This is a genomic window from Bordetella ansorpii, assembly GCF_900078705.1.
GTDB lineage: Bacteria > Pseudomonadota > Gammaproteobacteria > Burkholderiales > Burkholderiaceae_B > Bordetella > Bordetella ansorpii_A.
This window is the reverse complement of sequence record NZ_FKIF01000004.1, coordinates 24961-50506: the sequence shown is the minus strand read 5'-3', so window position 1 is coordinate 50506 and position 25546 is coordinate 24961. Positions and strand designations below refer to the sequence as shown.

Here is a 25546-nt window from a genome sequence, read left to right as displayed (position 1 = left end):
TCCGCGGCTAGATGCGACTATGTGACTGCATCAGCGTGGCCTTCACGCCATCGCAATGCCTCGATCACCAACGCAAGCGCCGGTGAAATCTGCTTGCGGTTCGCGTAGTACAAGTGATAGCCCGGAAACGACGGCCACCACTCCTGCAGCACCGGTACCAACCGGCCCTCATCAATGTGCGGCTGCATGATGTCGAGGGGCACAAAGGCAAAGCCCATGCCATCCAAAGCGGCCCGGAGCATCAGGAAGGTGTTGTTGAACGTGGTCTGGCCGCCCACGCGCACATTGATCGACTGCCCATCCTTCTCGAAGTCCCACGCATACAGGCCCCCGTGGGTTGGTAGCCGTAGATTGATGCAGCGATGGTCGGTCAAGTCATGCGGCGTGACTGGCAGCGGCTTGCCGGCGAGGTACTCGGGGGATGCGGCCACCGCCATGCGCAGATTCGGCGCGATGCGCACGGCGATCATATCCTTGTCCACGCGGTCGCCTATGCGCACCCCAGCGTCGAAGCGGTGCGCCGCGATGTCGGTGAACGCATAGTCCACGCTGAACTCGACGTGGACGTCGGGGTAGTCCTTCAGCAGCGGCAGCAACCGAGGCCAGAGGACGGTGGAGATGGCGTGGTCGTGCGCCGTGATACGCACCGTGCCGGCTGGCTTGTCGCGCATGGCGCTGAGCGAGCCCAACTCCAGTTCGATCTCGTCAAGTCGGGGCGCCACTGCATCCAGCAGCCGCGCGCCGGCCTCCGTGGTGGACACGCTGCGGGTGGTTCGCGTCAGAAGCCGCACGCCCAAGCGGGCCTCCAGGGCCAGCATGGCGTGGCTCAGCGCAGAGCGGGACAGTCCCAGTTGCGCCGCGGCCCGGGTGAAGCTGCGTTCACGGGCCACGGCGACGAACGCTTGCAGGTCGTTGAGGTTCTCTTTTGCCATTGGTGAATCCTTTGCATCACCGTATATCAATTTTACGGTCTTCTAAACCAATGAAGAGAGCACTACAGTTCCATACGGACGATATTGCCTGCCAAAGGCAGTGAGCTGTCGAGGGATTCCTTGGCAATTACAGGCCACGAGCGAGACCCTGCTTGGGTGTTCCGCATTTGCCAACGCAGGCCTCGATCAAACCAGGAGGAAACCGATGCGATCTCGCTGCGCATCTGCGGCTTTGCTATTGGCATTGGCGGGGGCAATCACGCTGGCACATGCCGAAAAAGGGACGGATGCACCTCGGTCCATGCCCGCGCAGCGTTCAGCAACACCGAATCAAGGAGCCAGCTCGATGAATATCAGTTTGACGATCAACGGACAGGTGCTCTCCGCGACCTTGGAGGACAACGCCGCTGCGCGCGACTTTCTCGGCTTGCTGCCGTTGACGCTGGACTTGGAGGACTACGCCTCTACCGAAAAGATCGCGCAGTTGCCCAAGAAACTCTCCACGGCTGGAGCGCCAGCGGGTATCACACCTTCCGTTGGCGACATCACCTACTACGCCCCCTGGGGCAACCTCGCCATCTTCTACAAGGGCTTCGGCCATGCCAATGGCTTGGTCAAGCTCGGCCGCATCGAAGGCGACATCCAGGTGCTACGTGGCCGCGGCCCGTTGAACGCTCGAATCGAGGCCGTCGGGAAAGACTGATGCGCCGGCCAACGCTCACCCTCAAACATTGAAAGGAACAGCCATGGAACTCAAACGCGCTGGATCTCAGCCTTCCACCAAAGGGCCTGCCGAGTGGTTCACCGGCACGGTTCGCATCGACCCGCTGAACAACCCGCCCGCACCGGCCCGCGTGTCGTGCGCTGCCGTCACCTTCGAGCCGGGCGCACGCACGGCCTGGCACAGCCATCCGCTGGGGCAGACGCTGATCGTCACCGCCGGCTGCGGCTGGACGCAGTGCGAGGGCGAGCCCATCGTGGAGATCCGCGCAGGCGATGTCATCTGGTGTCCGCCCGGTCATCGGCACTGGCATGGCGCTTCGCCGACCACGGCCATGACGCACATCGCGATCCAGGAAGCCCTGGATGGCAAGAACGTCGAATGGATGGAACACGTCACCGACGATCAGTACCTCGCCGGGCCGCGCGGCTGAGCCGTCTTACTTCAGGAAAGGAAACTCATGCACTCGTTCCTCAAACTCGCTCTATGCGCGACCGCTCTGCAGGCCACGATGGCCTTGGCTGCAGAGCCGCAGGCCAACACGTCCGCTGATGCGCAGCAGATCACGCGCGCGGGGGACCAGCCCTCGGCTGCTGGCCCCGCCGAATTCTTCACCGGCCGCGTGCGGGTCGATCCTGTCTGGCCCGCCGACAAGAACATCAATGCCTCTGGCGGCCTGGTCACTTTCGAGCCCGGCGCGCGTTCGGCTTGGCACACCCATCCAGCGGGACAGCGACTGGTCGTGACCTCCGGCGTCGGGCTGACGCAGGAATGGGGCAAGCCGGTGCAGGTCATCCGCCCCGGCGACGTCGTGTGGTGCCCGCCCGGCGTCAAGCACTGGCACGGCGCAGCGCCCGGCACGGCCATGAGCCATCTGGCCGTCACCGGCACGGTGGATGGAAAGAACGTCACATGGATGGAGAAAGTCACCGATGAGCAATACAACGCACGCTAAACACCGTGGGACGCGGGCTCGTGCCGGTGTGCTGGCCTTGGCGCTGACCGCCGCATTGAGCCACGCATCCCATGCACAGGAGACCCAGCCGATGAACCCAGCACCCGCCAGCGCGCCCAGCGCTTCCGAAACTCTTTCTGCACGCCAGCAGGCCATCGTGCCCATTGCGGCATTTGCCGCCGCAGGCGACATGGCCAAGCTGAATGCCGCGCTCACCCAAGGGTTGGACGCCGGCATGACGGTGAGCGACGCCCGTGAGATCCTCGTGCAACTCTACGCCTATGCCGGCTTTCCGCGCAGCCTCAATGCGCTGGGTGAGCTGATGAAGGTGCTGGAGGCCCGCAAGCAGCGCGGCATCCAGGATGCGCCGGGCAGCGCGCCCAGCCGCCCCATCCCGAAGGGCGACGCACTGCTGGCCGCGGGCACGGCCAACCAGACCAAGCTGTCGGGCGGGCCAGTCGAAGGGCCGCTGTTCGATTTCGCGCCGACGGCGAACGAGTACCTGCGCACCCACCTGTTCGGCGACATCTTCGAGCGGGACAACCTCGATTGGCAAAGCCGCGAGCTGGCCACCGTGGGCATGCTCTCGGCACTGCCCGGGGCCGATTCGCAACTGCAGGCGCACATGCGCATCAGCATGAACGTGGGCCTCACGGCCGGTCAATTGCGGCAACTCACCCAGGTGCTGGCTGCGCGAGTGGATGCCGAAATGGCTCGCCGTGCGAGCGCGGCATTGGATCGCCATCTGGCGACCACGAAGGGGAAGTGAACATGGCATCCCCCATCCAACGCCGGCTCGGATGGGCGGGTGGCCTGACAGGGGGCGCCGCCTTGGGAATGGCGGTGTGGGCCAGCGAGATATCCAGTCCCGTGCAGTTCCCCGAGAACTACAAGCAAGGCGTCCACTACGCCACCGTGGAGCGCGGCAACGTGCGCGAGGAAATCTATACCAGCCGCGAAGCCATCGAGGCTGCCAGCAAGAACCAGCCGTTGCCCGATGGGACGGTGATTTTCATGGAGGACTACCGCGACGGCAAGCTGCTGCGCTACATCGCCATGGAAAAGCGGGCTGGCTATGGTGATGCGCAGCCAGAGGACGTGCGCACCGGGGACTGGGCCTTCCAGTCCTTCGGGCCGGATCGCCGCATCAACCGCAGCGAAAACCTGGCCCGCTGCATGGCCTGCCACAAGCCGCAGGCCCGCAATGACTTCGTCTTTACCTATGCCCGCATGCAAACGTTGGGGAGCAAACAACCATGAAAGCCACCATGCTGTACGGGCCGCGCGACATCCGCTTCGAGGAGCGGCCCGACCCGGCCATTCTCAAACCGACCGACGCCATCGTGCGCATTGCCGCCACCTGCGTGTGCGGCTCCGATCTGTGGCCCTACCGGGGCATTCAGTCCACGCCCGATCCCATGCCGATGGGCCATGAGTATTGCGGCGTGGTCGAGGATGTGGGCAGCGCCGTGCGCAGCGTCAAGCCCGGCCAGTTCGTCATCGGCTCTTTTTTCGCCTCCGACAACGCATGCCCGGTCTGCAACCATGGCTACCAGTCGTCCTGCCAGCAGGCCGAATTCGTCGGTGGCGCCCAGGCGCCGCTCCTGCGCGTGCCGCTGGCCGATGGCACGCTGGTCGCCACCCCGTCGATGCCCTCGCAGGCCATGCTGCCTGACTTGCTGGCTCTGTCCGATGTGATGGGCACGGGTTGGTTCGGCGCGGCAGCGGCTCAGGTTCAGCCCGGCTCCACGGTGGCCGTGGTGGGCGATGGGGCGGTGGGCCTGCTGGCGGTGCTGTCCGCCAGGCAAATGGGAGCCGAGCGCATCATCGCCATGAGCCGGCACGCAGCGCGCCAGCAACTGGCACGCAGCTTTGGCGCCACCGACATCGTGGAAGAGCGCGGCGACGAAGGTGTTGCACGCATCCAGGACATGACCGAAGGGCTGGGCGTGGACTGCACCATCGAATGCGTGGGCACGCAAGAGTCCCTGTGGCAGGCCATCCATGCCACGCGCGTGGGCGGCCATGTGGGCTACGTGGGCGTGCCCCACGGCGTAGAACTCAAGGGCGAGGAACTGTTCTTCGAGCACGTGCATCTGCACGGTGGCCCGGCGCCGGTGCGCCAGTACCTGCCGAACCTGATCGGGCTGACGCTGGATGGCAAGATCCGTCCCGGCCAGGTGTTCGATCTGACCTTGCCGCTGGCGCAGGTGGCCGAGGGCTACCAGGCCATGGATGAGCGCCGCGCCATCAAGACGCTGCTGATGCCGTAATGTCGCTAAAGCCGAGCGGTGGGTTCACGCATGCAGCGGATGCCTTGGCGTCAACGGAACGGCGCCGCGCACAGGCGACACTGACTGCGGCACTCCTGGGGTTCTTCGTCATCACCCTGGATGCGGTGGTGGTCAACGTCGCCCTGCCAACGTTGGCCCACGATCTTGGCGCCAGCGTGGACGGGCTCCAATGGGTCGTTGATGGCTACACGCTGATGTTCGGCGCGCTGCTGCTTTCGGCCGGCGCGCTGGCTGACCGCATCGGCGCACGCCGAGCCTTCGGCATCGGTCTGGCGGTGTTCGTCGTGGCCTCTATGGCCTGTGGATGGGCGCCGACTCTGGCGGTATTGGTCGCGGCACGCCTGGCACAAGGCGTCGGCGCAGCGGCGATGATGCCGGCCTCCATGGCGCTGATCCGCCAGGCGTATCCAGACCCGGTTCGGCGCGGTCATGCGGTAGCCCTGTGGGCCATGGGCGGCTCCGTGGCGGCCACATCCGGCCCGGTGATCGGTGGCTGGCTGGTTTCGCTGGACTGGCGCTGGATCTTCTTCATCAATCTTCCCGTCGGCCTGCTGACCCTGATATTCCTGGCGCGCACACCAGCGTCACCGCGGCGTCCCGCGCCCTTTGATGCGGCGGGACAGATGACGGCTGTACTCGCCATGGGGGCGTTGATCTACGGGGCCATCGAGGCGGGTGCGCAGGGGCTGGGTGCAACGCCGGTGTGGCTCGCCTTCGCGCTGGCATTGTTGGCGCTGGGTGCCTTCGTGTGGTCGCAACGCCGTGGGGCGCACCCCATGGTGCCCTCGGGCCTGTTGGCGCCACGCAATGCCCGGATTTCCATGGCGGTGGGCTTCACGTTCATGGTCGGCTACTTCGGTCTGCCGTTCGTGATGAGCCTGTACTTGCAACAGCAGCGCGGCCTGTCGGCGCCTGCGACGGGGATCGCCTTCCTGCCGATGATGTTGATTGGGCTCGTGCTGACGCCGTTCAGTGCGCGGCTGGTGCGCCGCTTTGGCGCGCGAACCATGATCGTGAGCGGACTGATGAGCATGGCCGTCGGGCTGGCGGCCGTGGCAGCACTGCCGGCGTCGGCGCCGGTCGCCTGGATCGCCGCGCTGATGGTGCTGGTGGGCCTGGCCGGCCCGTTTGTTGCGCCGCCGGTGACGGCGGTGTTGCTGTCCAGCGTACCGGCGGCGCTGGCGGGCACGGCCAGCGGCGTGTTCAACACCAGCCGCCAAGTGGGCGGTGCGCTGGCGGTGGCGGTGTTCGGCGCACTGCTGACGCAGGCGTCCAGTTTCATGGCGGGGATGCGCACCAGCTTGTTCGTGGCGGCTGGCATCGCCCTGATCACCGCGGCCGTGGGAACGCGCCTTCAGTCATCCGGTTCATCCGAGACGCCCGAGAGCACCTAGGGTGTGTTAACAATCGTTTGCTATGATTTGAGGAGCAAAACTACAAATCTGTGCAATGGCGAGAGAGCTTCTAAGTGACGCCAAATGGGCAAGGATCGAGGCGATGTTGCCCGGCAAAGCCAGCGACAGCGGAGTCACCGCAGCAGACAATCGGCGATTTATAGAAGCCGTTCTGTGGATCGCCCGAACAGGCTCACCCTGGCGTGATCTGCCCACAGAGTTGGGCAACTGGCACAGCACATACACGCGCTTTAATCGTTGGTGCAAACGCGGCAGATGGCTGGGCATCATGAGCGTGCTGGGGGTGGACCAGGATTTGGAAGCCCTCATGATTGACAGCACCATCGTCAGAGCCCACCAACATGCAGCGGGAGCCCAAAAAAAGCAGGCGATCAAGCCCTTGGACGCTCCAGAGGCGGGCTGAGTACCAAAATCCATGCGGCAGTCGATGCGCTGGGCAACCCGCTGCGCTGTTTGCTCAGTGGTGGACAGGTAAGCGATGTGACGCATGCGCAGGCATTGATAGAAGGGTTTGAAGCCGATGCCGTGCTGGCAGACAAAGGCTATGACGCCAATCATGTGCTGGAGTACCTTGCGCAGCGCGATATTGAGGCGGTTATACCGCCCAAAGCCAATCGCGTGGAGCAAAGAGAGTATGACCGTCATGTGTATAAGGATCGCAATTTGGTGGAACGGTTCTTCGGTCGTCTCAAGCAGTTTCGCCGCATCGCCACGCGATACGAAAAACTGGCGCGTAACTTCTTTGGCATGCTCAGTCTCGCTTGTGCCTATATCTGGTTGGCTTGATTGTTAACACACCCTAGGCGGATCGTGTTGGCCCGCTCGGTGATACGCCGGACCATCTCGTCCGCGATGCTGCGCTGGACGATCAGCCGGGAGCCCGCCATGCATGTCTGCCCCGTGGCAGCGAAAATGCCGGCGATCACCCCGTTGACGGCCGACGGAATGTCGGCGTCATCAAACACCACCTGAGGCGACTTGCCACCCAACTCCAGCACGACGCCATTGAGCTGGGTCGCCGCAGCCTGCGCCACGGCGCGGCCAGTAGCGGTGGAGCCGGTGAAGACCACCTTGTTCACACCTGGGTGGCCCGCCAGATGCGCGCCGATGTGGGGGTTCATGCTAGTTACCACATTGAACACGCCGGGCGGAAATCCTGCTTCCGCTACCAGCCGAGCAAAAGCCAGCGTGGAGGCAGGTGCATGTTCCGAGGGCTTGATCACGAAGGTGCAGCCCGCGGCCAGTGCCGGTGCCAGCTTGAATACCATCAGCATCAATGGGGCATTCCACGGCGTGATGGCGGCGACCACGCCCACGGGCTTGCGCTGGGTGTAGACCAGAAAGTTATTCTTGTCGGTCGGGATCGTGCGCCCTTCAATCTTGTCTGCCAAGCCCGAGTAATAGTTAAACCACTCCGGCAGGTAACGCAGCTGGAAGATCATCTCGCGGTACAGCTTGCCGGAGTCCCGTACCTCCATGCGTGCTAGCCAATCGGCGTTCTGCTCGACCAGTTCGCCCAGGCGGCGCATGAGCTTCGCACGCTGGAAGCCGCTCATCCTGCCCCAAGGCCCGTTCAGGGCCCTGCGCGCGGCCGCCACGGCCTGGTCGATATCCTCGGTGTCGGCATCGGGCACGTTGGCCCAAAGCTCGCCGGTGTAGGGATTCACGGTGCCGAATGTCTTGCCGGAGCGTGACGACACGTACTTGCCGTCGATGAACAGGTCGAATGTCTCCAGATTTGTGGTTGGCGCGTCGGCCAGGGCTTCTTGATTCATATACTGCCTCCAGGTGAAAATTGCTTCGGACCCTCGTTCGAAGCACGGGATTTGGAATGGAGGCAGTCTAGAAAATTGCGGTCAAAAGCTGTACTGAAACGTTTTCCTGCGCGTATAACCGGAAGTGATAGGGCCCCGCGTCATTACCCATTCAAGGCTAGGCAATTCATCGGATGAGGGCGTCCGCGTCCCACTGCCAATGATGGAAGATCAAACGGTCGTGGTGGCAATTCGACGGCTGACAAGGCGCAGTTGCTCGATGAATGCGCGCGCGGCGGGCGTGGGTAAGCGCTTGCCAAGCCACACTACGCTGATCGGCGGTAGTGTGAGATCAAGAGCAAAGGGCAGCAACTGCGTCAAGCCCAACTTTACGTCGTCCTGGAACACCTCGACCGGCATCGGGCAAACGATATCTGAATTGAACATCAGCGAACGCATGACCAAGTAGGACGTGGATTCCACCGGAGTCTTTGGTGTCCCCACCAGTGCGCGACGAAACATGTCTTCGAGCGCCGGTCTCGTCCGCACACCGGTCGGAGGCAGTATCCAAGGATAGGCCAGCACGTCGCTCCATCCGGGATGGGAGAGAGTAGTCAATGGATGTCCTGTCCTCACACCCAACCGGAAGACCGATTCGTACAAGGCCTCGGTGCGCAGTTCCTTGTCCTGTCCCGCGTAGAAGCGCCCTACCAGAAGGTCAATGCCGCCGGCCTTGAGATCTCTGAACATGGCGTCGGAGTTACCTTCGAGCACGGTGGTCGTGATGCGGGGCGCAGCCTGTAAGAGCTGCGATAACGCCAGCGGAACCAGATGCGGCGTCGAGACCGGAAGCGTGCCAATAGTAATGTGCCCGGCGGCGCCACTGTGCCATAGTCCCAGCTCTTCTTCAGCATCCTGTAGCTCCGCCAACACCAGGCGCGCGCGACGACACAGTATTTCCCCTTGCGGGGTCAAGACACTGCCCATTCCGCTGCGCTGCACCAAAACCTCACCCGAACCTTGTTCGAGTTGCTGCAGTGCCTTGGTGGCCGCCGGCTGCGTCACGTGGATCGCTTCGGCCGCGCGTTGCAGTGAACCTGTATCAGACAGAGCCACCAAGAGTCGAAGCTGGCTGAGGCGGATGCGGTGGTGAAGCGGTGACGTACTCATGATCAGAAAGATCCTCTAACGACCATCAGATCATGCCCGAAAGGCGCGTCCTGTACGCCTGGACGCGTTAGCGGAGTTACTCCGGTTGCAGCCCCAGGCTCTGGATCAGCCTGGCCATTTTTTCGTCGTCGCGGCGCAGTTTCAGGGCCAGCGCCGCTGAGCTGGTATCCGGCACAGCCCCCATGCCTACAGACTTCATGCCTTTGACGACCTCCGGCTCGGAGAGCACCGCGGCGATGTCGCGGTTCAGGCGCTGTGCCACGGCAGGCGGTGTACCGGGAGGGGCGAAAACAGCGAACCAGAACTCGCTTTCGTACCCTGGGGCCACCTCCGCGATCGCCGGTATGGACGGAAAGTCCGTCAACCGCTTGGCGCCCGACACACCGAGTGCAACCAGTGCACCGCTCTTGATGTGCGGCTCTGCCGTGCTCATCACGATGAACATCAGGTCGGCATGCCCAGCCAGCACGTCGTTGAAGGCCTGCGGCCCCCCTTTATAGGGGACATGATTCTGCTTGAGTCCGAGTTGCTGCTCAAGCAGGGCCATGTTCAGATGGTGGGGTGACCCGAGGCCCGCCGAAGCGTAGGCGATCTTTCCCGGTTGGGCGCGCGCCTTGGCCACGTATTCCGCCATCGTGGCGACCTTCAGCGAGGGGTGCGCGACCAGCACCATCGGCGATGCTCCCAGCTCGATGATCGGAACCAGATCCTTGAAGGTCTGTGCGGCCGCACCCTTAAGCAAGCGCGGCGAAACCGTCAGGTACGAGTCCGCGACGATGACGAGCGTGTGGCCATCGGCTGGCCCCTTGGCGGCCTGTGCGACCCCCAGGGTGCCTCCCACCCCCGGCCGGTTGTCAACGACGACAGACTGGCCGAGCCGAGGACCGAGTCTCTGCGCGATCAGCCGTGCCACGGCATCCATTGCCCCACCGGGGACCGTAGGGGCAATCAGCGTAATGGCCTTGCTCGGAAATTCGGCCGCGGCTGCGGTGGCGGAAAAAAGCGACAGCGCCGCAGTGGTGATGGCCGTGGCGGCTGCGTAAAGCAGGCCGCGGCGACTGAGGTGCGTTCCGTACATGTCTTTGTTTCCTGAGGTCAATAGAGTGAGGATCGCCGTCAAGCGCGTCCCATCGGAAAAGGAGATCGATCGTCGGCCAGCATGAGTTCGCGCGCCAGTGTCTCGAACAGGGCGGCGCGCGCACTGGCATGCGCCGGATCGTCGATCAGGTTGACGCTCTCATCCGGATCCTTACGCAGGTCGTACAGCTCGCTCCAGTAGGGTTGGTCGTAGGTCGTGAGCCGATGGGTATCGGTGATGACTGTGCGTGCACGAACGGGTACCTTGAGGCCGAACGTCGGTGCATGGCCATCCTCCTCCACCAACACGGCGTCCCGGCCTGCCTTGCCGTGTTCTGAGAGCACCGGCAGCAGATCTCGCCCTTGCATTCCGTAGAAGGGGGCCAAGCCGGCCCTGGCCAGGATCGTAGCGGGTATATCGATGGTTGAGGCCAGCGCCAGCGTCGAATCGACTTTGGCTTGCGAAGATATCGTGCCTGGATCAGACCAGATGAAGGGCACGCGTACCAGACTCTGGTAGTGCAGCGCCGCTTTCAGTAGCAGACCGTGGTCACCCATGAAATCTCCGTGGTCGCTGGTGAAGATCACAATCGTGTTGTCGTCAAGCCCCAGGTTCTTCAGCTGCGCGAAGATACGGCCCACGACGTCATCGATCATTGTGATCATCCCGTAGGTCAACGCCAGCGCAACCTTTGCCTCACGTTCATGGGCTGCGAAGCTCACTGTCGAATGGATGCGCCCCACTCTTTCTGCACGTTCGCGATGCAATGTCGCCACGGGTGCAAAGGAGTCGTCGCCAGCTTGATAGAAGGAGCGCGGCAGAACCATTTGCGCCGGGTCATACATATCCCAGTACTTGCCGGGGGGCGTGAAGGGATGGTGCGGGTCGGCGAAGGAACAATGCAAGAAGAAGGGTTGCTCGCGTCGCGCTGCGTCGTCCAGGAACGCCAAGGTCCTGTCGCCTACCCAAGCCGAGGGGTACTGGTGCTCCGGCACCCGCGTGCGGTAAGCCTGTGGTGCCGGATACCGATCATCGGGAATCGCGTTCCCAGGCCCACGGAGGCGGTCAATGTCGCCAGCCACCTCGCCCAGCCAGCGCGCATAGTCGCCTTCGACCATGTCGCCATGCATCGTGCATAGATCGACGTGATCGAAGCCGTAGTAGGGGGTCTGCACGCGGTGTGTCGGGTCGGTGCGCCAGCGACGAACCATCTCCTGTTCGTAGCCGCCTTCGCTCCAGCGCGAGGTAATGGCATCCGCATGCGCGTCCTGGGGGGCCTGCATGCCATCGGGCACCGGATCACGTGGTGCTTCAGCCGGCATGTCGGTCATGTTCTGAAGATGGCATTTGCCGACCAGACCGGTTCGATAGCCGTCGTCGCGCAGCAAATCCACGAAGGTGGTGGCATTGCGTGCCAGTGGAATGCCATTGCAGCGCGTTCCATGCACTGATGGCATGCGGCCAGTCATTAACGACGCTCGATTCGCCATGCACACGCCCGTTGCGACGTACATGCGTTCGAAGCGTGTTCCACGTCCTGCCAGTGCGTCGAGGTGGGGGGTGCGTACCTGTTGGTTGCCGTAGCAGCCGAGGTGGTCGGCGCGCTGCTGGTCGGTAGTGATCAGGAGGAAGTTGGGCTTATGGCGCATGGAGGCTTGTCCTGTGGTCTGCGTGAGTCGATACGCGCTCGTGTGTGTGCGCCGCAGTCTAGGGATGCCTGCTCTGTGTCGGTAGTGAAACTAATTCCCTTGGCCATAACCAACGGTGATATGCCCGCAACTAGATTCGGGCGGCTGTGCGTGACGATCTGACGGAAAAACCTCCTGGCCACAGGCGGGTGGCGCGATGCTGCGAGCCAACAAGTCACCGGTGCGCCGCGTTCGGAGCACTCGCAGATACGGATTCAATTGGAGCGCCCCAAACTTCGGTCTGCATGGGAATCGGCGCCTGCTGATGGCGTTGGTACCGCTGACAGGCTTGCTGCGACGGCATCGTTGGGCGCCACTCGCGCCCACGTGATCCCATCTGTGCACGACGCCTTCGGTGGTTGCAGAGGCTCCAAGATGGCTAGGCTTGGGTCCAAGGTGTCGAGCACCTTGAAAATCTCGAGTACGCATTCGTTCGGTTGGCTGATGTTCGCTGTCTACCGTCTCTTGATAGGAATGGCGTTGCATCAATACCTCATCCAACGTCGTACAGGTGGCCGTGTTGGATCCCGGGATGGTGGATCCAGCCGCGTGTCGTGCTACTGACGATGTTGGTTGTCGCGGTGATGGCAAGCATTGCCACGCACATCATGATCCCCGACTTCAGATCGTGGCCAAGCGACCGGACTCCCGCGCCCGCTGGGCATCCGGGAAACGGTGACATCAGCGCGCTCGTCTTACGCTGCGGCAGACTCGCGCGTGGTATCCGCCCCGAACAACTCGAACACCATGCCGCGCAGCCATTGGTTGACTGGCGTACGGTGCACCCTGGCATGCCAAAACACATTGATCGGCACATCGGGCAGCTTGACCGGATGCGTGCGTAGCGTCAAGCCAAACGGATCGGTAAGCGTCTGCGCCAGGCGCTCGGGCACGGTGGCGACCAGCGCAGAGCGCTGCAGGATATGGCCCACGCTCACGAAGTGCGGCACCGTCAACCGCACCACACGCTCGATGCCCGCTTTCTGGATCAGCTCGTCCACCTTGCCATGTCCTGTGCCAGCCGACACGATCACCAGATGCTCGGCGGTCTTGTAGTCAGCCAGCGTCAGGCGCGGACGGTCCAGAGCATGTCCGCGTCGGAACAGACACACATAGCGCTGACGAAACAGGCGCCGCTGGAAGAAGCCGGCCTTCAACTGTGGAAGCAGCCCGATAGCCAGATCCACCTTGCCGGCTTCCATGTCGTCGCGCAGGTTCACTGCGGTGTTCCGCACGGTGTTCAGTACCACGCCAGGCGCCTCGCGCCCCAGCCGCTCGATCAGCGCCGGCAGAAAGACAATCTCGCCGATGTCAGTCATGCCGATCGTGACGGTTCGCTTCAAACTGGCAGGTTCAAACTGCGTCCCCTGGTTCAAGCTGCTGTGGATCATACCCAGTGCATATCCCACAGGCTCGCCCAGTTGCTCTGCGAACGAAGTGGGCACCATGCCGCTGGGCGTGCGAACAAACAGCTCATCGCCGAAGATGCGGCGCATCTTGGCGAGCGCATTGCTGACCGCGGGCTGAGTTAGGCCCATGTTTTCGGCCACCTTGGATACACGCCGCTCCACCATGAGTTGCTGAAACAAGACCAAAAGGTTCAAGTCGATGTCCGACAGTTCCATTGCCGCACTCCATCACTATGAATGATATGAAGAATGAATGTTATTGTAAATGGTGATTATTTGGCACAATCTGCGACAGTGCCTTCAGGCCACCATTCATGGATATCCTCGTTCAGCCTCTCAATCATGTGATCAGAGTCACGCCAGGTGCAAACCTGCTCGAAGCGCTGCGCGCGGCGCAGGTGCCGATGTCGTATTCCTGTTTATCCGGACGCTGTGGAATCTGCCGGTGCCGTGTACTCGATGGTGAGGTGCTGGATGTTGGTCGTGAGCAACAACGGCCCGTAGACGGCATGGACAGTACCGTCCTGGCATGCCAGACCTATTTGACCGAGCCGTGCACGATCGAGGTACCCGCGCCCAACGAAGCGGTAGTGCACCGCGCGCGCATCGTTAAGGCCACAGTTGTCAACGTCGCGCCGATCGCTCAAGACATCATCCGGTTGTTGATTAAGCCTACCAAGCCAATGGCGTTCTCACCTGGACAGTATGCGCAGATCGCGTTCACGCCGACGCACACGCGACCGTATTCAATGGCCGGCATCTCCGACGACGAACTGCTGGAGTTCCACGTGCAGCACATCCCCAACGGCAGGGTCAGCAGCTATGTTGCTAACAGCCTCCGCGTTGGCGATGTCGTGAAAGTCAGTGGTCCTCTGGGTGCCGCCTACCTGCGGCACCAGCATGACGCCCCGACGCTGTGCGTGGCCGGTGGCACGGGACTGGCACCCATCCTATCGATAGTCCGCGGCGCCGTTGCGGCCAAGATGCTCAATCCGGTCCATCTGTATTTCGGCGTGCGGTCACCGCGCGAGCTATACGGCATGGATTGGCTCTCCGATCTACAGCGAGCGTATCCCGCGCTGAAGGTTCATGTGGTCGTCGCATCAGGCGCGAACTCGGCGACGCAGCGCCGGGGCCTGGTTACTCAGGCGATTGCCCAAGACCATACCAGCCTGCACGGATGGCGCGCTTACCTGCGTGGCTCACCACCGATGGTGGAAACCGCTATGGTGGTGATGCGCAGCAAAGGCATGGAAGCGGCGCACATCTATGCCGAGGCGTTCTACATGCAGGGAGACTGAGAGCTTTTTAGCCCTCAGCCAGCGTCCGGCTGCACCCCTGGGGACGCCTTGCGAAACGCCTCCATTTGCGCACAGGCTGCATCGACCGCCTGCACCAGCGGCCAGCGCCCGATGTCCATCTTGAAGCGGCGTGCACTCTCGACCTGCGGCACCAGGTAGACATCGGCCAGCGTGGGGCTGTTGCCGAAGCAGAAGTCACCCCGCCGCGTATCGGCCGCCAGCAGCGCCTCGATGGCGTCGAAGCCCGCGCTGATCCAGGTGCCGCACCAGTCGTTGACCACCGCCTCGTCCGCTCCGAAGCGATGGCGCAGCGCCTCCAGGATGCGCCGGTTGTTCACCGGGTGGATGTCGCAGCCCACGATGGCCGCGAGAGCACGCACGTGTGCTCGCTCGCCAGCATCGACGGGCAGCAGCGGTGGGTTCGGATGTCGCTCTTCGAGCCACTCGATGATGGCCGGCGACTGTGTCATGCGGTGGCCATCGGCTTCGAGCACGGGCACGAACTGCTGCGGGTTGATGGCCTTGAAGGCGTCGGCAAGATGCTCCTCGCGCCGCAGGTCGATTGCGACCTGCTCGTAGCGGAGGCCCTTCAGGTTCAGCGCGATGCGCAGGCGGTGCGAGGTGCCGCTGCGAAAGAAGGTGTAGAGCTTCATGGTCACAGGTCCATCAGTCCAGAGAGATCTTGGCGCGTTTGACGACGTCGCTGAACATGCGCGAATCGCGTTCCATGGCCTTGGTGAGTTCACTCGGCGGGCCGATGTAAGGCTCGAAGCCGAAGGTAGCCAAGCGATCCTTAACCTCGGCGGTCGCCAGCACCTTGCCGACGTCGGCGTTGAGCTTGTCGATTGTCGCCTTCGGCGTACCAGTGGGCGCGAACAGGCCGACCCAAGTCTTCACCTCGAATCCAGCCGGGCCGCCCGCCTCGCTGACCGTCGGGACATCGGCGTAACCCGGCAGCCGCCTGGGTGCGGCGAACGCCAGGAACTTGACCTTCTTCGCCTGGAACATCGGCCCGGCGGTCGCCGCCGTACCGAAGGCCCACTTGATGTCACCCGTAGCGACCGAGGTGTATACGTTGCCCATGTCCTTGAAAGGCACATGCGTCATCTTCGTGTCAGTTGCTGCTTCGAGCATCGTTGCGCCGACGTGGGCTACGCTGCCGATGCCCCAGGAGCCATAGGTGATGTCACCAGGCGCCGTCTTAGCCGCCTTGATCAAATCGCCTACATCCTTCCACGGCGAATTGGCGGCCACGACGACAAAGAAGTTCGTGAAATAGACAGGTGCGACCGGTTCGAAGTCCTTCACTGGATCATAGGGCAGTTGCTTGAACAGATGCGGCTGCAAAGCCATGTGGGTGTTATCCACCTGAAGCACCGTGTAGCCATCGGGCGCTGCGCGCTTGGCGTCACCGATCGCGATGAAGCCGTTGGCACCTGGCTTGTTGTCGATGACGAGCTGCTGCCCCCCAGTTGCGAGACAAGCGCTCGCCGAGGATGCGCATTACTGCGTCGGGGCCACTCCCCGGCGAGTACGGTGCTACCGAGCGCACCGGCTTGATCGGGTAGGTCTGAGCCACGGCGGCGGGCAGGTGCGCCGCAACTGCGAAGGCGAACGCGCACATCGCAAGCGCGCGGGCGATGGAACGTGAACAGATATAGTCAGGCATGGCGGTGGCTTTCTGGAACGGTGTGGATGGGATTAGAGGGGCGTGATTTGCATGCGCTCTGCACGCTCAACCAAGCACCTGGCTGCGGTGCGCGTGGAGCGCCTCGAAGATCGGCGCGTCGCTGAAGCGGAACAAGTCCAGCGCCGTGGCGTCCGACGCCCTTGCCGTGAACGGCTGCCACGACGGCACCACGAACAGATCACCTCGCGTCACCTCCCAGGTGTTTTCACCCACGGTGACAGTGCCACCGCCATCAAAAACCTGGAACACCGACGAGCCCACTTCGCGATGCGTCAGTGTCGAAGCGCCTGCGCGCACGCGGTGCATTTCGGTCCGCATTGTCGGCAGTACATCGCCGCCTGTTGAGGGGTTAGTGAAGCGCACGGCCGCGTGGCCGGGGCTCACCGTGCCGGCCTGGCCTTCGGCCTCCAGCGCGAGTTGATCGGCCAGCGCTCGATCGGTATCAACCCAGCGGTAGGCCAGTAGTGGCGTGGCGGGCAAGGCCGACTTGCTTGAGACCGGACGCAGGCCTGGATGGCCCCACAGCCGCTCGGAGTACGAACGCTCGGCCGTGGTGCGCTCAGCCGGCGTGATCTTCTCGCGACCCACCTCGAAAAACTGGCTTTCGGTGTAGTACGAGAACGGGATGTCCAAGCCATCGATCCAGGCCATGGGCGCGGTGGCTGCGTTGTGGTGGGCGTGCCAGTTCCAGCCGGCCTGCGGCAGGAAGTCGCCACGCGACATGCGCACCGCATCGCCATTGACGACCGTCCAGACGCCTTCCCCCTCCACCACAAAGCGAAAGGCGTGTTGCGTGTGGCGGTGCTCCGGTGCATCCTCGCCCGGCATCAGGTATTGGATCGCCGCCCACAGGGTGGGCGTGGCGAAGGGGCGGCCGCCGAGCGCCGGGTTGGCCAGCGCGATGGCTCGACGCTCGCCGCCACGGCCCACCGGCACGATCTCGCCGGCCTGCGCAGCCAGCGCCTTCAGGCGGTCCCAGCGCCACAGATGTGGGACGGCCTTGGACTTCGGGTGCTTCGGCATCAGGTCGCCGATCTCGGTCCACAGCGGCACCAGCAGCTCCTGCTCGAAGCCGCGGTACAGCTGCTCCAACGCGGGAGACGGGTCGGGTTGCCCGCGGCCAGCGACTGCGTGCAGCCGCACGGGGGAAGGTGTCAGATCGATGGTCATGGTGGGGTCTTCTTGTTTCAGTTCACGGTCATTCGGCGGCACCGACGTTCAGCACAATCCCGCCCACGCCTTCGATTTGGCCGTCGATGCGGTCGCCCGGCTGCAGCGGGCCGACGCCCTCGGGCGTTCCCGTGAAGATCAGGTCGCCGGGCAGCAGGTGGTAGAACTTGGACAGGTCGGCGATCAGTTCGGGGATATTCCAGATCAGCTTGGACAGGTCGGACTTCTGCCGCACTTTGCCGTTGACCGACATGGACAGGTCTCCCTGGCTCAATACCGTTTTCGGCATGGGCACAATCTCAGAGACGATGGACGACTGTTCCACGTCCTTGCCCAGGTCCCAGGGGCGGCCCTTCTCGCGAGCCACGAGTTGCAAGTCACGACGCGTCATGTCCAAACCGCAGGCGTAGCCGTAGATGAGGCTGGGCGCATCGGCTTCGCTGACGCGAAAGCCGGGCGCACCGATGGCCAGCACCAACTCCATCTCGTGGTGATAGTCCTTGGTGCCGGGCGGGTAGGCCACGGTGGCACCGGATTCGACGAGCGTGGACGGGGCCTTGGTGAAGTAGAACGGCACCTCGACCGACTTGTCGACCGGACGGCCCATCTCGACCGCATGCGCGTGATAGTTGCGCCCGACGAAGAACAGGCGCTGGATCGGCAGGCGCTCGCTGCGGCCACGCACGGGCAGTGAGTAGACAGGAGGCGGGGTCCAAAGGTATGTGGTGGTCATGGAGTTTTCCTTTAAGGTTTAGGGGGTGGGATGAGGGATCCGGCGTTGGCGGCGCGCGCGTTTCGGGCTGCGGCCTCACGGGCTGCATGCTGTACCGATGCGGACTTGCCGTGGTCGATCAGCAGCACGGCCAACATGCCGATGGCGCCGGGGATGGCGATGGCAAAGAAGTTCTGCTGCAGAGGCAGTTGTAGGCTGACCAACACACCGATGACGATGGGCGCCAGGATCGCGCCACCGCGGCCGATGCCCAGCGCAAAGCCCAGACCGGTGGAACGGATCGCCATCGGATAAAACTGCCCGGTGTAGGCGTTGGCTACGATCTGTGTGCCAATGGTTGAGGCCCCTGCAAGGGCGATCACGATGAACAACAGTTCCTGCGGCATGGCAAAACCCAGCAGGCTGACAGACACCGCAGCCAGCGCGTACATGGACGCCAATACGGTCTTGATGTGAAAGCGGTCAGCCAGCCAGCCGCCGCCCACCGCGCCGACGATCGCACCGACGTTGAGAACCAACACGAAAGTCAGCGCCGAGCCTAAGCTGTAGCCAGCACCGGCCATCAGCTTGGTCAGCCAGGAACTCAGCGCATAAACCATGAACAGGCACATGAAGAAGGCTATCCAGAACATCAGAGTGCTCCAGCTTCGGCCCTCGGCGAACAGTTGCCGCGTGGGCGCGCCCTGTGCCTTGTCGCGCGCCGGCACGGTGAGATGGTCAGAGTCCTGCGGCTGGTAGCCGGGCTCGATGCGTGCGGCGATGCGCTTGAGCTCCTCGTGCCGGCCCTTGGCCAGAAGGAAGGGCATGGACTCGGGCAGCGACTTCAGGATGAAGGGGATCAGCAGCATCGGCAGCGCGGCGGCGAAGAATACCGACTGCCAGCCGTAGCTCTCGATCAGCCCTTTGCCCAGAAGCGCCGCCAGAATGCCGCCGACGGCGTAGCCGCTGAACATCAGCGTGACCAGCGTGGCGCGCACCTTCTTAGGCGCGTACTCGGTCATATGGGCGACCACGTTGGGCATGACGCCGCCGATACCCAGGCCGGCCAGGAAGCGCGAGGCGGCGAACAGCAGCGGATCGCGCGTCAGGCCCGCCGCCGCCGTGAACAGGCTGAACAAGGTGATGCAGATGACGATGGACCAGCGCCGGCCGATGCGGTCGGCTACCGCGCCCAGGAAGACGGCGCCAAAGGCCATGCCAAACAGGGACGAGCTGACCATGAGGCCGGCTTGCGTCGGGTCCACGCCCAGGTCTTTCATGATGGAGGGCAGTGCGATGCCGACCACCGCCAGGTCATAGCCATCGAAAATGATGATCAGGGCGCACCAGAACAGCACGAGGCCGTGGAAGCGGTTGAAGCGGGCATCGTCCGCGAGTTGGTGAACGTCGATGTGACGCATGGCTTTGTCTCCTTGAATTTCTTGCAACGGGTGGCCGTGCCGTCAGAGCTTGGCCAACGGCGTGCCCAAGTCGGCCAGGCGGGCCGCATCGACGTTCTTGCGCTGCTCGATCAGCCGGCGCGCAAAGCGCAGATCGCGCGCGGCGTTGATGCCGATGGCGGCTTCGATCACGTCGCCCGCCAGATAGAGCAGCAGGCCGCTGCCCGCGCCTGGGTCGCCGCGGGTGACGACCTGGTGTCCGGGCCTGGGCAGGCCATAGATCTGCAGATTCATGCCGTACTGATCGGACCAGAACCAGGGCAGCGGCTGGTAATCGACCTTCATGCCGAGGGCTGAGCGCGCGGCGGCAATGCCTTGTTCCTGTGCGTTCTGCCACGACTCCAGCCGCAACGGGCGCCCGGCCCAGGGGTTGGGCGCGACGGCCACGTCGCCGGCGGCCAGGATGTCGGGATCGGAGGTCTGGCAGCGCGCATCGACGATGACGCCGCCGTCGCAGGCCAGCCCCGCGTCCCGCGCCAGCTCATCGTTCGGGACCAGGCCCACGCCCAGCACGATGGTGTCGCAGCGCAGTGCGCCGCCATCGGCCAGCAGGACTTGTGCGCGCCCATCGGCATTGGCCGCAAAGCCCGCAACCCTGGCCCCGAGCAGCACCTCGGTGCCCTGCGCGCGGTGCAGCGCCAGCAGGTGCGCGGACACCTCGGGTGGCACCGTGCGTTCGCACAGGCGTGTCTGTGTTTCGAGCACCACGACCGCGGCGCCTTTCTTGCGCGCCGTGGCCGCCACTTCCAGCCCGATCCAGCCACCGCCGACCACCGCCACGCTGCGCCCTGGGGCGAGCAGCGGCGCCAGCGCCAGCGCGTCGTCGATGGTGCGCAGCGTATGGATGGCGGCGGCATCGGCGCCAGGCAGCGGCAGGGTGCGCGCGCGCCCGCCGGTGCACAGGATCAGCTTGTCGTAGGCCAGCCGCTCGCCGCCGGCCAGCACGACATGCCGAGCAGCGCGGTCGATGCGGCGGACCGTGGCGCCGGGGCGCCAGTCGAGCGCCAGCGCCTCGAAGGCCTGCGGCGGCATCAGCCGGGTGCTGTCCGGCAAGGCCTCGCCGGCCAGCACGGCCTTGGACAGCGGCGGGCGCTCGTACGGCGCATGGGCCTCATCGCCGATCAGCACGATGCGGCCGGCAAAGCCTTCCTGGCGCAAGCCATGGGCGGCCCAGCCGCCGGCCTGGCCGGCGCCGACGATCACGATGGTGGCGATCGGGCATGCGGCAGCCGCGACCGCAGGTCGCTCAGCGTTCATGCGGGTCTCCTTGTGGGTGGTGGGCGGCGTTCAGTCGAGGGCCAGCCAGACGCGGCCGCCCTCGATTTTCACGGGGTAGCTGCGCACGGCCTCGGTCACGGGCGCACAGGTCGGCCGGCCGTTGCGCACGTCGAACTTGCCCTGGTGCAGCGGGCATTCGATTTCGTGCCCTTCCAGAAAGCCGTCGCACAGCCGCGCATGGCCGTGGGTGCAGAGGTTGTCGGTGGCGAATACCTCGCCCCCGACCTCGTACAGCGCGATATCGTGGCCCGCGACGGCCACGCCGATCACATCGCCCTCGGGCACCTCGTCCCGCGCGGCGGCATCCGTCCAATTCAGGTTGTCGGTCGTCATGGCAGTGCTTTCAGATCGGGTAGATGAGCGAATTGGGGATCATCTCGCTGTCGTAGACCACGAGGCGGCTGGCGAATTTGAGGCCCTCGGGCGTGCGCACCACTTCGTCGAGGTAGCGGCCCACATTGAACACCGTGGATTCCTTGGACAGTCGGGTGCGCAGCACCGCATAGTTGGCCTCGCTGTGGATGCGGCCGTCCGCATCCACCCGGTGCACGATGGGCGCGCCGACCACATGGCGCTGGTAGTAGGGATCGTGGAACAGCGTCTCGCGGATGCCGTAGACGCGGTCCTTGAGCATGCCCTTGCTATCGAAGGCCAGCGTGGCCAGCGGAAAGCCGCGTTCATGGTTTTCGCGCGGCTGCAGCTTGTAGACGCAGGCTTCGGTGAAGAACTCGGGCCAGGCTTCCCAGTCGGCGGCGTCGAGCGTGGCAGCATAGCGGGCATAGAGCTGGGTCAGCTCGAAATAGTGGGGGAACTGCATGATCAAGCCTCCATCACCGTGCGCCAATATTCATACATGCCCCGGATCAGCGTCTCGGTGACCATGTGGTCGGTGTCGCCCACCTCGCGCCCGCCCAGCTCGGCCAGCGTGCGGTGGCTGGGCTTGGTCTCGAAGCCTTCCTGCGACCATTCGATGACCTCGCCGTCGTCGGCCGAGACGAAGCCGGCCGGGCCGAACAGATTGGCTTGGCGCAGGCGGCGCTGTGTCATCTCCTCGTTGTCGTCCTCGAAGCCGAAATGCGTCCAGACGAAATCGAAGGCGCCATGCCCGTCGGGCTGGATATGGCGCGTGGAGACGCTGTTGACTTGCTGCTGGAAGATAACGCTCGGGAACACGGTCATCATCACCGCCGTCGGCTCGCCCCACCAGTCCTCGTGGACGATGTCCAGAAAGCGTGCGTCATGGAGCTGCATACTGTCCTTGAAGCTGGATACCTGCGTGACCTGCTCGGCCTTGCCGGAGGCGCCGCGCCTGGAGACCATGGCGGCGTGGCGATGGCGCGCGTCCATCAGCATCTGCGACTTGTTGTCGGCGCGCCAAAGCCCGAAGGTGACGAACCAGGTGTGCAGCAGGCCCGGGTGGTACGGATCCTTGATGTTCTCCTGCATCAGCTTCCAGTTGCCGGGGATGCGCTGGCGGTTGTAGCCCAGGATCCTGAGCTTGCGGCCGTTGAACAGGCGATCGAAGTAGCCGAGGATCACCGGACCGAGGAAGTCCTCCAGCGACTCCACGTCATGGTCGAAAGACGCGAAGACAACACCGCCTCGCGTGGCCACCTTGAGCTTGGTCAGACCGTGGTCGGCTGGATTGAAGTCTGCCGGCATGCCACCGTTGACCTTGCCATCCTGCTTCACGCCGCGGCGAAACGGCACGCCCTGCAAATCGCCAGACAGTGTGTAGTTCCACTGGTGGTAGGGGCAGGTCAGGCTTTCGCGGTTGCCATGCCTCTCGCGGCAGAAGGCCATGCCCCGATGCGCACAGACGTTCTCGACGACATGGATCGAACCGTCCTTGTCGCGCACCAGCAGCACCGAGCGCTCGCCGATGACCGTGCGCTTGAAGTCGCCGGGGTTGGGGATCTCGGCCTCCAGGCCAACGTAGTTCCAATGGTTGCGGTAGAAGAGCCGGTCCAGTTCCTTGCGATACAGGATCTCGTCGGTGTAGGCCTGAAACGGGATGCGGCTGGTGCCGTCGGTTTCCCAGCGGATCTGCTGTGGAAAGACGGTGACGGGGCATTCATGCATGGGCGTCTCCTTTGTTGTGCTGTGGGTGCACGGCGCGCTGGCGATGCCACGCCGCGTGCTTTTCTGGACGCGATGACGGGCCTTATGTCGGAGAAAAACCGTACCTCGCGTCTGGATACGGATCATTCGCTACCAGGCTATATCAGTCAATGGAATGTCTGTGATACACAACATCACCGACATGAATGTAGACACGGATGCTGCGCCCCTCGCGCAAAAGCTGGGGCGTACTGAATCGATCTTCAGCAAACCGCCCACGCTCTCATGGTTTCAACACGTCCGCCTGTTTGAATTAGGTGCGCCGCAGAAAAAACAAGAAAATCAAGTACCCCGAAAGTCCATTGAACGCCCGAAACGATCACCAATCTCAGATCCGTGATTTCGCCTGCGACCTGGTCATCTCCCTTGAGTTCGTCCGACCACCCAGTCTGCCCGCCCGCCGCGCAAGTTCGCAGCGATGTGCTGCCCCAGCCGGTTTTCGATTACTGGCTTCCAGGGCACCAAGCTGAACCCCATACCGTCATCGAGCATGGCAAAGCGCCCGCTGGCCAGCATCACACTGCGCCGATAGATGCCGGCCACGCGCTGGCCGTCGGCCACGGGACGATGTTCCATACCAGTGTCGGCGGAAATGTCCTTGCCGGCCTGCGCCAGTTCCCGATTACGTAGCGTGCCCAGCAGGTTCCGGGCGAGGATCACGCGCTGTCCACGCCGTTCGGCCAGCCCCTGTTCGGCCAGGAAGTCGGCGCGCTGTTGCATTGCCTGCTTGGCCTCGCCGCCAAAGCCTAGGTCGCCCAGCCCTGAGCCACCGCCGAGCAATTGCTGATCGAGCCAAGTGGCGCCGATCACGCGCGCCTGCCGCTCGATGGGCAGGTGCGATTTCAACTCCACGGCCACTCCGCCCATCCGCTGCGCGTCGTGCTGGCGACCGCGTTCGGTCAGGTCATCAGGCACTTTCCATAAGCCCTCGGCCGCGCGCTCCACGATGCCCGCCCGGCGCAGAACTTCCAGCCGCCGTACGTGCGCGGCAACAACTTCCTGCGGATCGCGGCCCCGCACGGCCTGACCCTGCGCGATGGCGAGGTGATGATCGGCGCGGTACAGGCCATCGCTCGCCAGCGCGGCGATGTTGCGGTCGGCCGCACGCACGTCCGCCGACCCTTTCACTTCAACTACGGCGCCCGTCGGATAGTTTGCCTGCTCGTCACGGGCGTTGAGCGCGACGTAGTGAGTCTTGCCGTCCACCCCGTCGATGACCAGATAGCCCCGGTCGCGCAACTCGTCGACGAGTCCCTTCGCGGCCACGCGGCCGACGATGGTACGGCCATCATCGCCCGGCTCGAAAACCGCCAGCTCGCGTGGCTCGCCGTTCATGGCCCGCTGCATGGTACGGATGATGTCGCCGCGCTCGCCCAAGGCGCGCAAGGTCTTTTCAGCGTCGGCGTGAACGGCCCAAGTGCCAGGCTGCATTTCATCGGCCAGGCCCATGCGCTGTAAGCATTGCAAGCGGCCCACCAGGAATTGCCGCTGGCGTTGCAACGGAGGTTCGTTGAAGCGTTCGATATGCACCCGACCATCGTCGCCGGCCTCGCGTTGTAGCGTGCGATCCAGACTCGTCCACCGCTCCTGCTCCACCTCACGTTGCAAGGTCTGCTCGATTTCCAGCTCGGTGCGCGGCCCAAGCCATTCGGTCGCCAGCTCGGCCGCGCGATGCCGAAACCCATCGGCGATGTAGTCGCCCGCGATGATGAGATCTTTGCCCGTGTCGTCGCGCCCGCGCACAACGAGGTGGGTGTGCGGGTTGTCGGTGTTCCAGTGATCGACGGCAACCCATTCCAGCTGCGTGCCCAAGTCGGCCTCCATACGGCCCATCAGGTGCCGGGTGTAGGTGCGCAGGTCTTCCAGCTCAGCCCCGTCCTCGGGCGAGAGGATGAAGCGGAAATGGTGCCGGTCATCGGCGCAGCGTTCCTTGAAGGCATCGAGATCGGCTTCGTCGGTCTGTGGCCCATAGGCCCGGCCTGGTTCGCCGTCGCGGCCCACACCGTCGCGCTCGATGTAACGCAGGTGCTTGGCGAGCGATTGCGGGCTGGCTTGGCGCTGGTTCACCAACAGCGTCTTGATGGTCACGCGCCGCGACGTGGGCGTGAGCTTCGCGCCCGCAAACCGCGCCGTCGTATGGCCGCGCCCCAAGCGCGAGCCGGGCCGCTGGCCGGTGGTTTTCCCGCCGCCAGCCGATGCCGAGCTGCGCACCGAAGACTTGCCGCTGCTGGCCTTGCCGGTCTGCTGGAGCACCTTGGTGATGAAGCTCTGGCCCCGGCTCTTCGGGGCCTTTGGAGGGGTCGGGCGGATGCGGAAATCGTCGTCGCGGCGGTCGGTCATGGCTGCGCTCCCTGCAAGCTCTGGCGTGTCCGGGCGTGCGAAGCACGCGGACATGCCC

The 25546-nt window shown here is 63.9% G+C and carries 25 protein-coding genes; 9 read left to right on the top strand and 16 right to left on the bottom strand.

Going from position 1 to position 25546, the window contains the following annotated elements; all coding sequences use genetic code 11:
• Nucleotides 1-17: 17 nt before the first annotated feature.
• A complete protein-coding gene (locus A6745_RS10190; RefSeq protein ID WP_066126576.1) occupies nt 18-932 on the bottom strand; it encodes a LysR family transcriptional regulator in 915 nt (304 codons plus the stop codon).
• Between the two features lie 346 nt (nt 933-1278).
• On the opposite strand from A6745_RS10190, the gene A6745_RS10185 reads away from it, so the two are divergent.
• The 8 genes from A6745_RS10185 to A6745_RS27805 all read left to right on the top strand — a co-directional run bounded on the left by A6745_RS10185 (nt 1279) and on the right by A6745_RS27805 (nt 7103).
• Nucleotides 1279-1635, top strand: a complete 357-nt coding sequence (locus A6745_RS10185) for a cyclophilin-like fold protein (protein WP_082853007.1) — start codon at nt 1279-1281, stop codon at nt 1633-1635.
• Nucleotides 1636-1678: 43 nt separating this feature from the next.
• Complete coding sequence (locus A6745_RS10180; RefSeq protein WP_066126572.1) at nt 1679-2086, top strand: (R)-mandelonitrile lyase; 408 nt, start codon at nt 1679-1681, stop codon at nt 2084-2086.
• A 27-nt stretch (nt 2087-2113) separates the two neighbouring features.
• Nucleotides 2114-2608 carry a (R)-mandelonitrile lyase gene (locus A6745_RS10175; protein WP_082853006.1) on the top strand — a complete coding sequence of 165 codons (495 nt, stop codon included), beginning with the start codon at nt 2114-2116 and terminating at the stop codon, nt 2606-2608.
• On the top strand, nt 2586-3377 hold the full coding sequence (locus A6745_RS10170) for a carboxymuconolactone decarboxylase family protein (RefSeq protein WP_082853005.1): 792 nt from the start codon (nt 2586-2588) through the stop codon (nt 3375-3377). Before A6745_RS10175 ends, A6745_RS10170 begins: the two co-directional genes overlap by 23 nt.
• Nucleotides 3378-3379: 2 nt before the next feature.
• Entirely contained in the window at nt 3380-3868 is a 489-nt protein-coding gene (locus A6745_RS10165) for a cytochrome P460 family protein (protein ID WP_066126569.1), read from the top strand.
• Nucleotides 3865-4881 carry a zinc-dependent alcohol dehydrogenase family protein gene (locus A6745_RS10160; protein WP_066126567.1) on the top strand — a complete coding sequence of 339 codons (1017 nt, stop codon included), beginning with the start codon at nt 3865-3867 and terminating at the stop codon, nt 4879-4881. Before A6745_RS10165 ends, A6745_RS10160 begins: the two co-directional genes overlap by 4 nt.
• Entirely contained in the window at nt 4881-6296 is a 1416-nt protein-coding gene (locus A6745_RS10155) for a DHA2 family efflux MFS transporter permease subunit (RefSeq protein WP_066126564.1), read from the top strand. Before A6745_RS10160 ends, A6745_RS10155 begins: the two co-directional genes overlap by 1 nt.
• A 55-nt stretch (nt 6297-6351) precedes the next feature.
• A protein-coding gene (locus A6745_RS27805) for an IS5 family transposase (RefSeq protein ID WP_231885967.1) occupies nt 6352-7103 on the top strand; the annotation gives its coding sequence in 2 pieces (ribosomal slippage) (nt 6352-6676 and nt 6676-7103; 753 coding nt in all).
• Here A6745_RS27805 and A6745_RS10145 read toward each other — a convergent pair.
• The 5 genes from A6745_RS10145 to A6745_RS10125 all read right to left on the bottom strand — a co-directional run bounded on the left by A6745_RS10145 (nt 7085) and on the right by A6745_RS10125 (nt 13632).
• Nucleotides 7085-8092, bottom strand: a complete 1008-nt coding sequence (locus A6745_RS10145; protein ID WP_066126561.1) for an aldehyde dehydrogenase family protein — start codon at nt 8090-8092, stop codon at nt 7085-7087. The genes A6745_RS27805 and A6745_RS10145 overlap by 19 nt on opposite strands.
• Before the next feature lie 210 nt (nt 8093-8302).
• Nucleotides 8303-9241 (bottom strand): LysR family transcriptional regulator, encoded by a 939-nt coding sequence (locus tag A6745_RS10140; protein ID WP_066126560.1) that lies wholly within the window; start codon nt 9239-9241, stop codon nt 8303-8305.
• 76 nt (nt 9242-9317) lie between these two features.
• The gene (locus tag A6745_RS10135; RefSeq protein ID WP_066126558.1) at nt 9318-10319 is read right to left on the bottom strand and encodes a Bug family tripartite tricarboxylate transporter substrate binding protein; all 1002 of its coding nucleotides are present in this window, start codon (nt 10317-10319) and stop codon (nt 9318-9320) included.
• A 38-nt stretch (nt 10320-10357) separates the two neighbouring features.
• Entirely contained in the window at nt 10358-11968 is a 1611-nt protein-coding gene (locus tag A6745_RS10130) for a sulfatase family protein (protein ID WP_066126556.1), read from the bottom strand.
• Between the two features lie 734 nt (nt 11969-12702).
• Nucleotides 12703-13632, bottom strand: a complete 930-nt coding sequence (locus tag A6745_RS10125) for a LysR family transcriptional regulator (RefSeq protein ID WP_066126554.1) — start codon at nt 13630-13632, stop codon at nt 12703-12705.
• A gap of 98 nt (nt 13633-13730) precedes the next feature.
• On the opposite strand from A6745_RS10125, the gene A6745_RS10120 reads away from it, so the two are divergent.
• Nucleotides 13731-14717 carry a 2Fe-2S iron-sulfur cluster-binding protein gene (locus A6745_RS10120; protein WP_066126552.1) on the top strand — a complete coding sequence of 329 codons (987 nt, stop codon included), beginning with the start codon at nt 13731-13733 and terminating at the stop codon, nt 14715-14717.
• Between the two features lie 14 nt (nt 14718-14731).
• Here A6745_RS10120 and maiA read toward each other — a convergent pair whose 3' ends face one another.
• From maiA to A6745_RS10070, 10 genes are all read right to left on the bottom strand, one after another.
• A complete protein-coding gene (gene maiA, locus A6745_RS10115; protein WP_066126550.1) occupies nt 14732-15370 on the bottom strand; it encodes a maleylacetoacetate isomerase in 639 nt (212 codons plus the stop codon).
• A gap of 13 nt (nt 15371-15383) precedes the next feature.
• Complete coding sequence (locus tag A6745_RS10110) at nt 15384-16133, bottom strand: Bug family tripartite tricarboxylate transporter substrate binding protein (protein ID WP_231885968.1); 750 nt, start codon at nt 16131-16133, stop codon at nt 15384-15386.
• A 319-nt stretch (nt 16134-16452) separates the two neighbouring features.
• A complete protein-coding gene (locus tag A6745_RS10105) occupies nt 16453-17577 on the bottom strand; it encodes a cupin domain-containing protein (RefSeq protein ID WP_066126620.1) in 1125 nt (374 codons plus the stop codon).
• Between the two features lie 28 nt (nt 17578-17605).
• Nucleotides 17606-18310 carry a fumarylacetoacetate hydrolase family protein gene (locus tag A6745_RS10100; protein WP_066126548.1) on the bottom strand — a complete coding sequence of 235 codons (705 nt, stop codon included), beginning with the start codon at nt 18308-18310 and terminating at the stop codon, nt 17606-17608.
• Between the two features lie 11 nt (nt 18311-18321).
• On the bottom strand, nt 18322-19710 hold the full coding sequence (locus tag A6745_RS10095) for an MFS transporter (protein ID WP_066126546.1): 1389 nt from the start codon (nt 19708-19710) through the stop codon (nt 18322-18324).
• Between the two features lie 42 nt (nt 19711-19752).
• Nucleotides 19753-21006 carry an NAD(P)/FAD-dependent oxidoreductase gene (locus A6745_RS10090; protein WP_066126542.1) on the bottom strand — a complete coding sequence of 418 codons (1254 nt, stop codon included), beginning with the start codon at nt 21004-21006 and terminating at the stop codon, nt 19753-19755.
• A gap of 30 nt (nt 21007-21036) precedes the next feature.
• Nucleotides 21037-21360: a non-heme iron oxygenase ferredoxin subunit gene (locus tag A6745_RS10085; protein WP_066126540.1), complete on the bottom strand. Its 324-nt coding sequence runs from the start codon at nt 21358-21360 to the stop codon at nt 21037-21039.
• Between the two features lie 10 nt (nt 21361-21370).
• Nucleotides 21371-21844, bottom strand: coding sequence for an aromatic-ring-hydroxylating dioxygenase subunit beta (locus A6745_RS10080; protein ID WP_066126538.1), 474 nt, complete (start codon nt 21842-21844; stop codon nt 21371-21373).
• Between the two features lie 2 nt (nt 21845-21846).
• Nucleotides 21847-23109, bottom strand: a complete 1263-nt coding sequence (locus A6745_RS10075) for an aromatic ring-hydroxylating dioxygenase subunit alpha (protein ID WP_066126536.1) — start codon at nt 23107-23109, stop codon at nt 21847-21849.
• A gap of 396 nt (nt 23110-23505) precedes the next feature.
• Nucleotides 23506-25488 carry a relaxase/mobilization nuclease domain-containing protein gene (locus A6745_RS10070; protein ID WP_066126534.1) on the bottom strand — a complete coding sequence of 661 codons (1983 nt, stop codon included), beginning with the start codon at nt 25486-25488 and terminating at the stop codon, nt 23506-23508.
• Nucleotides 25489-25546 lie beyond the last annotated feature (58 nt).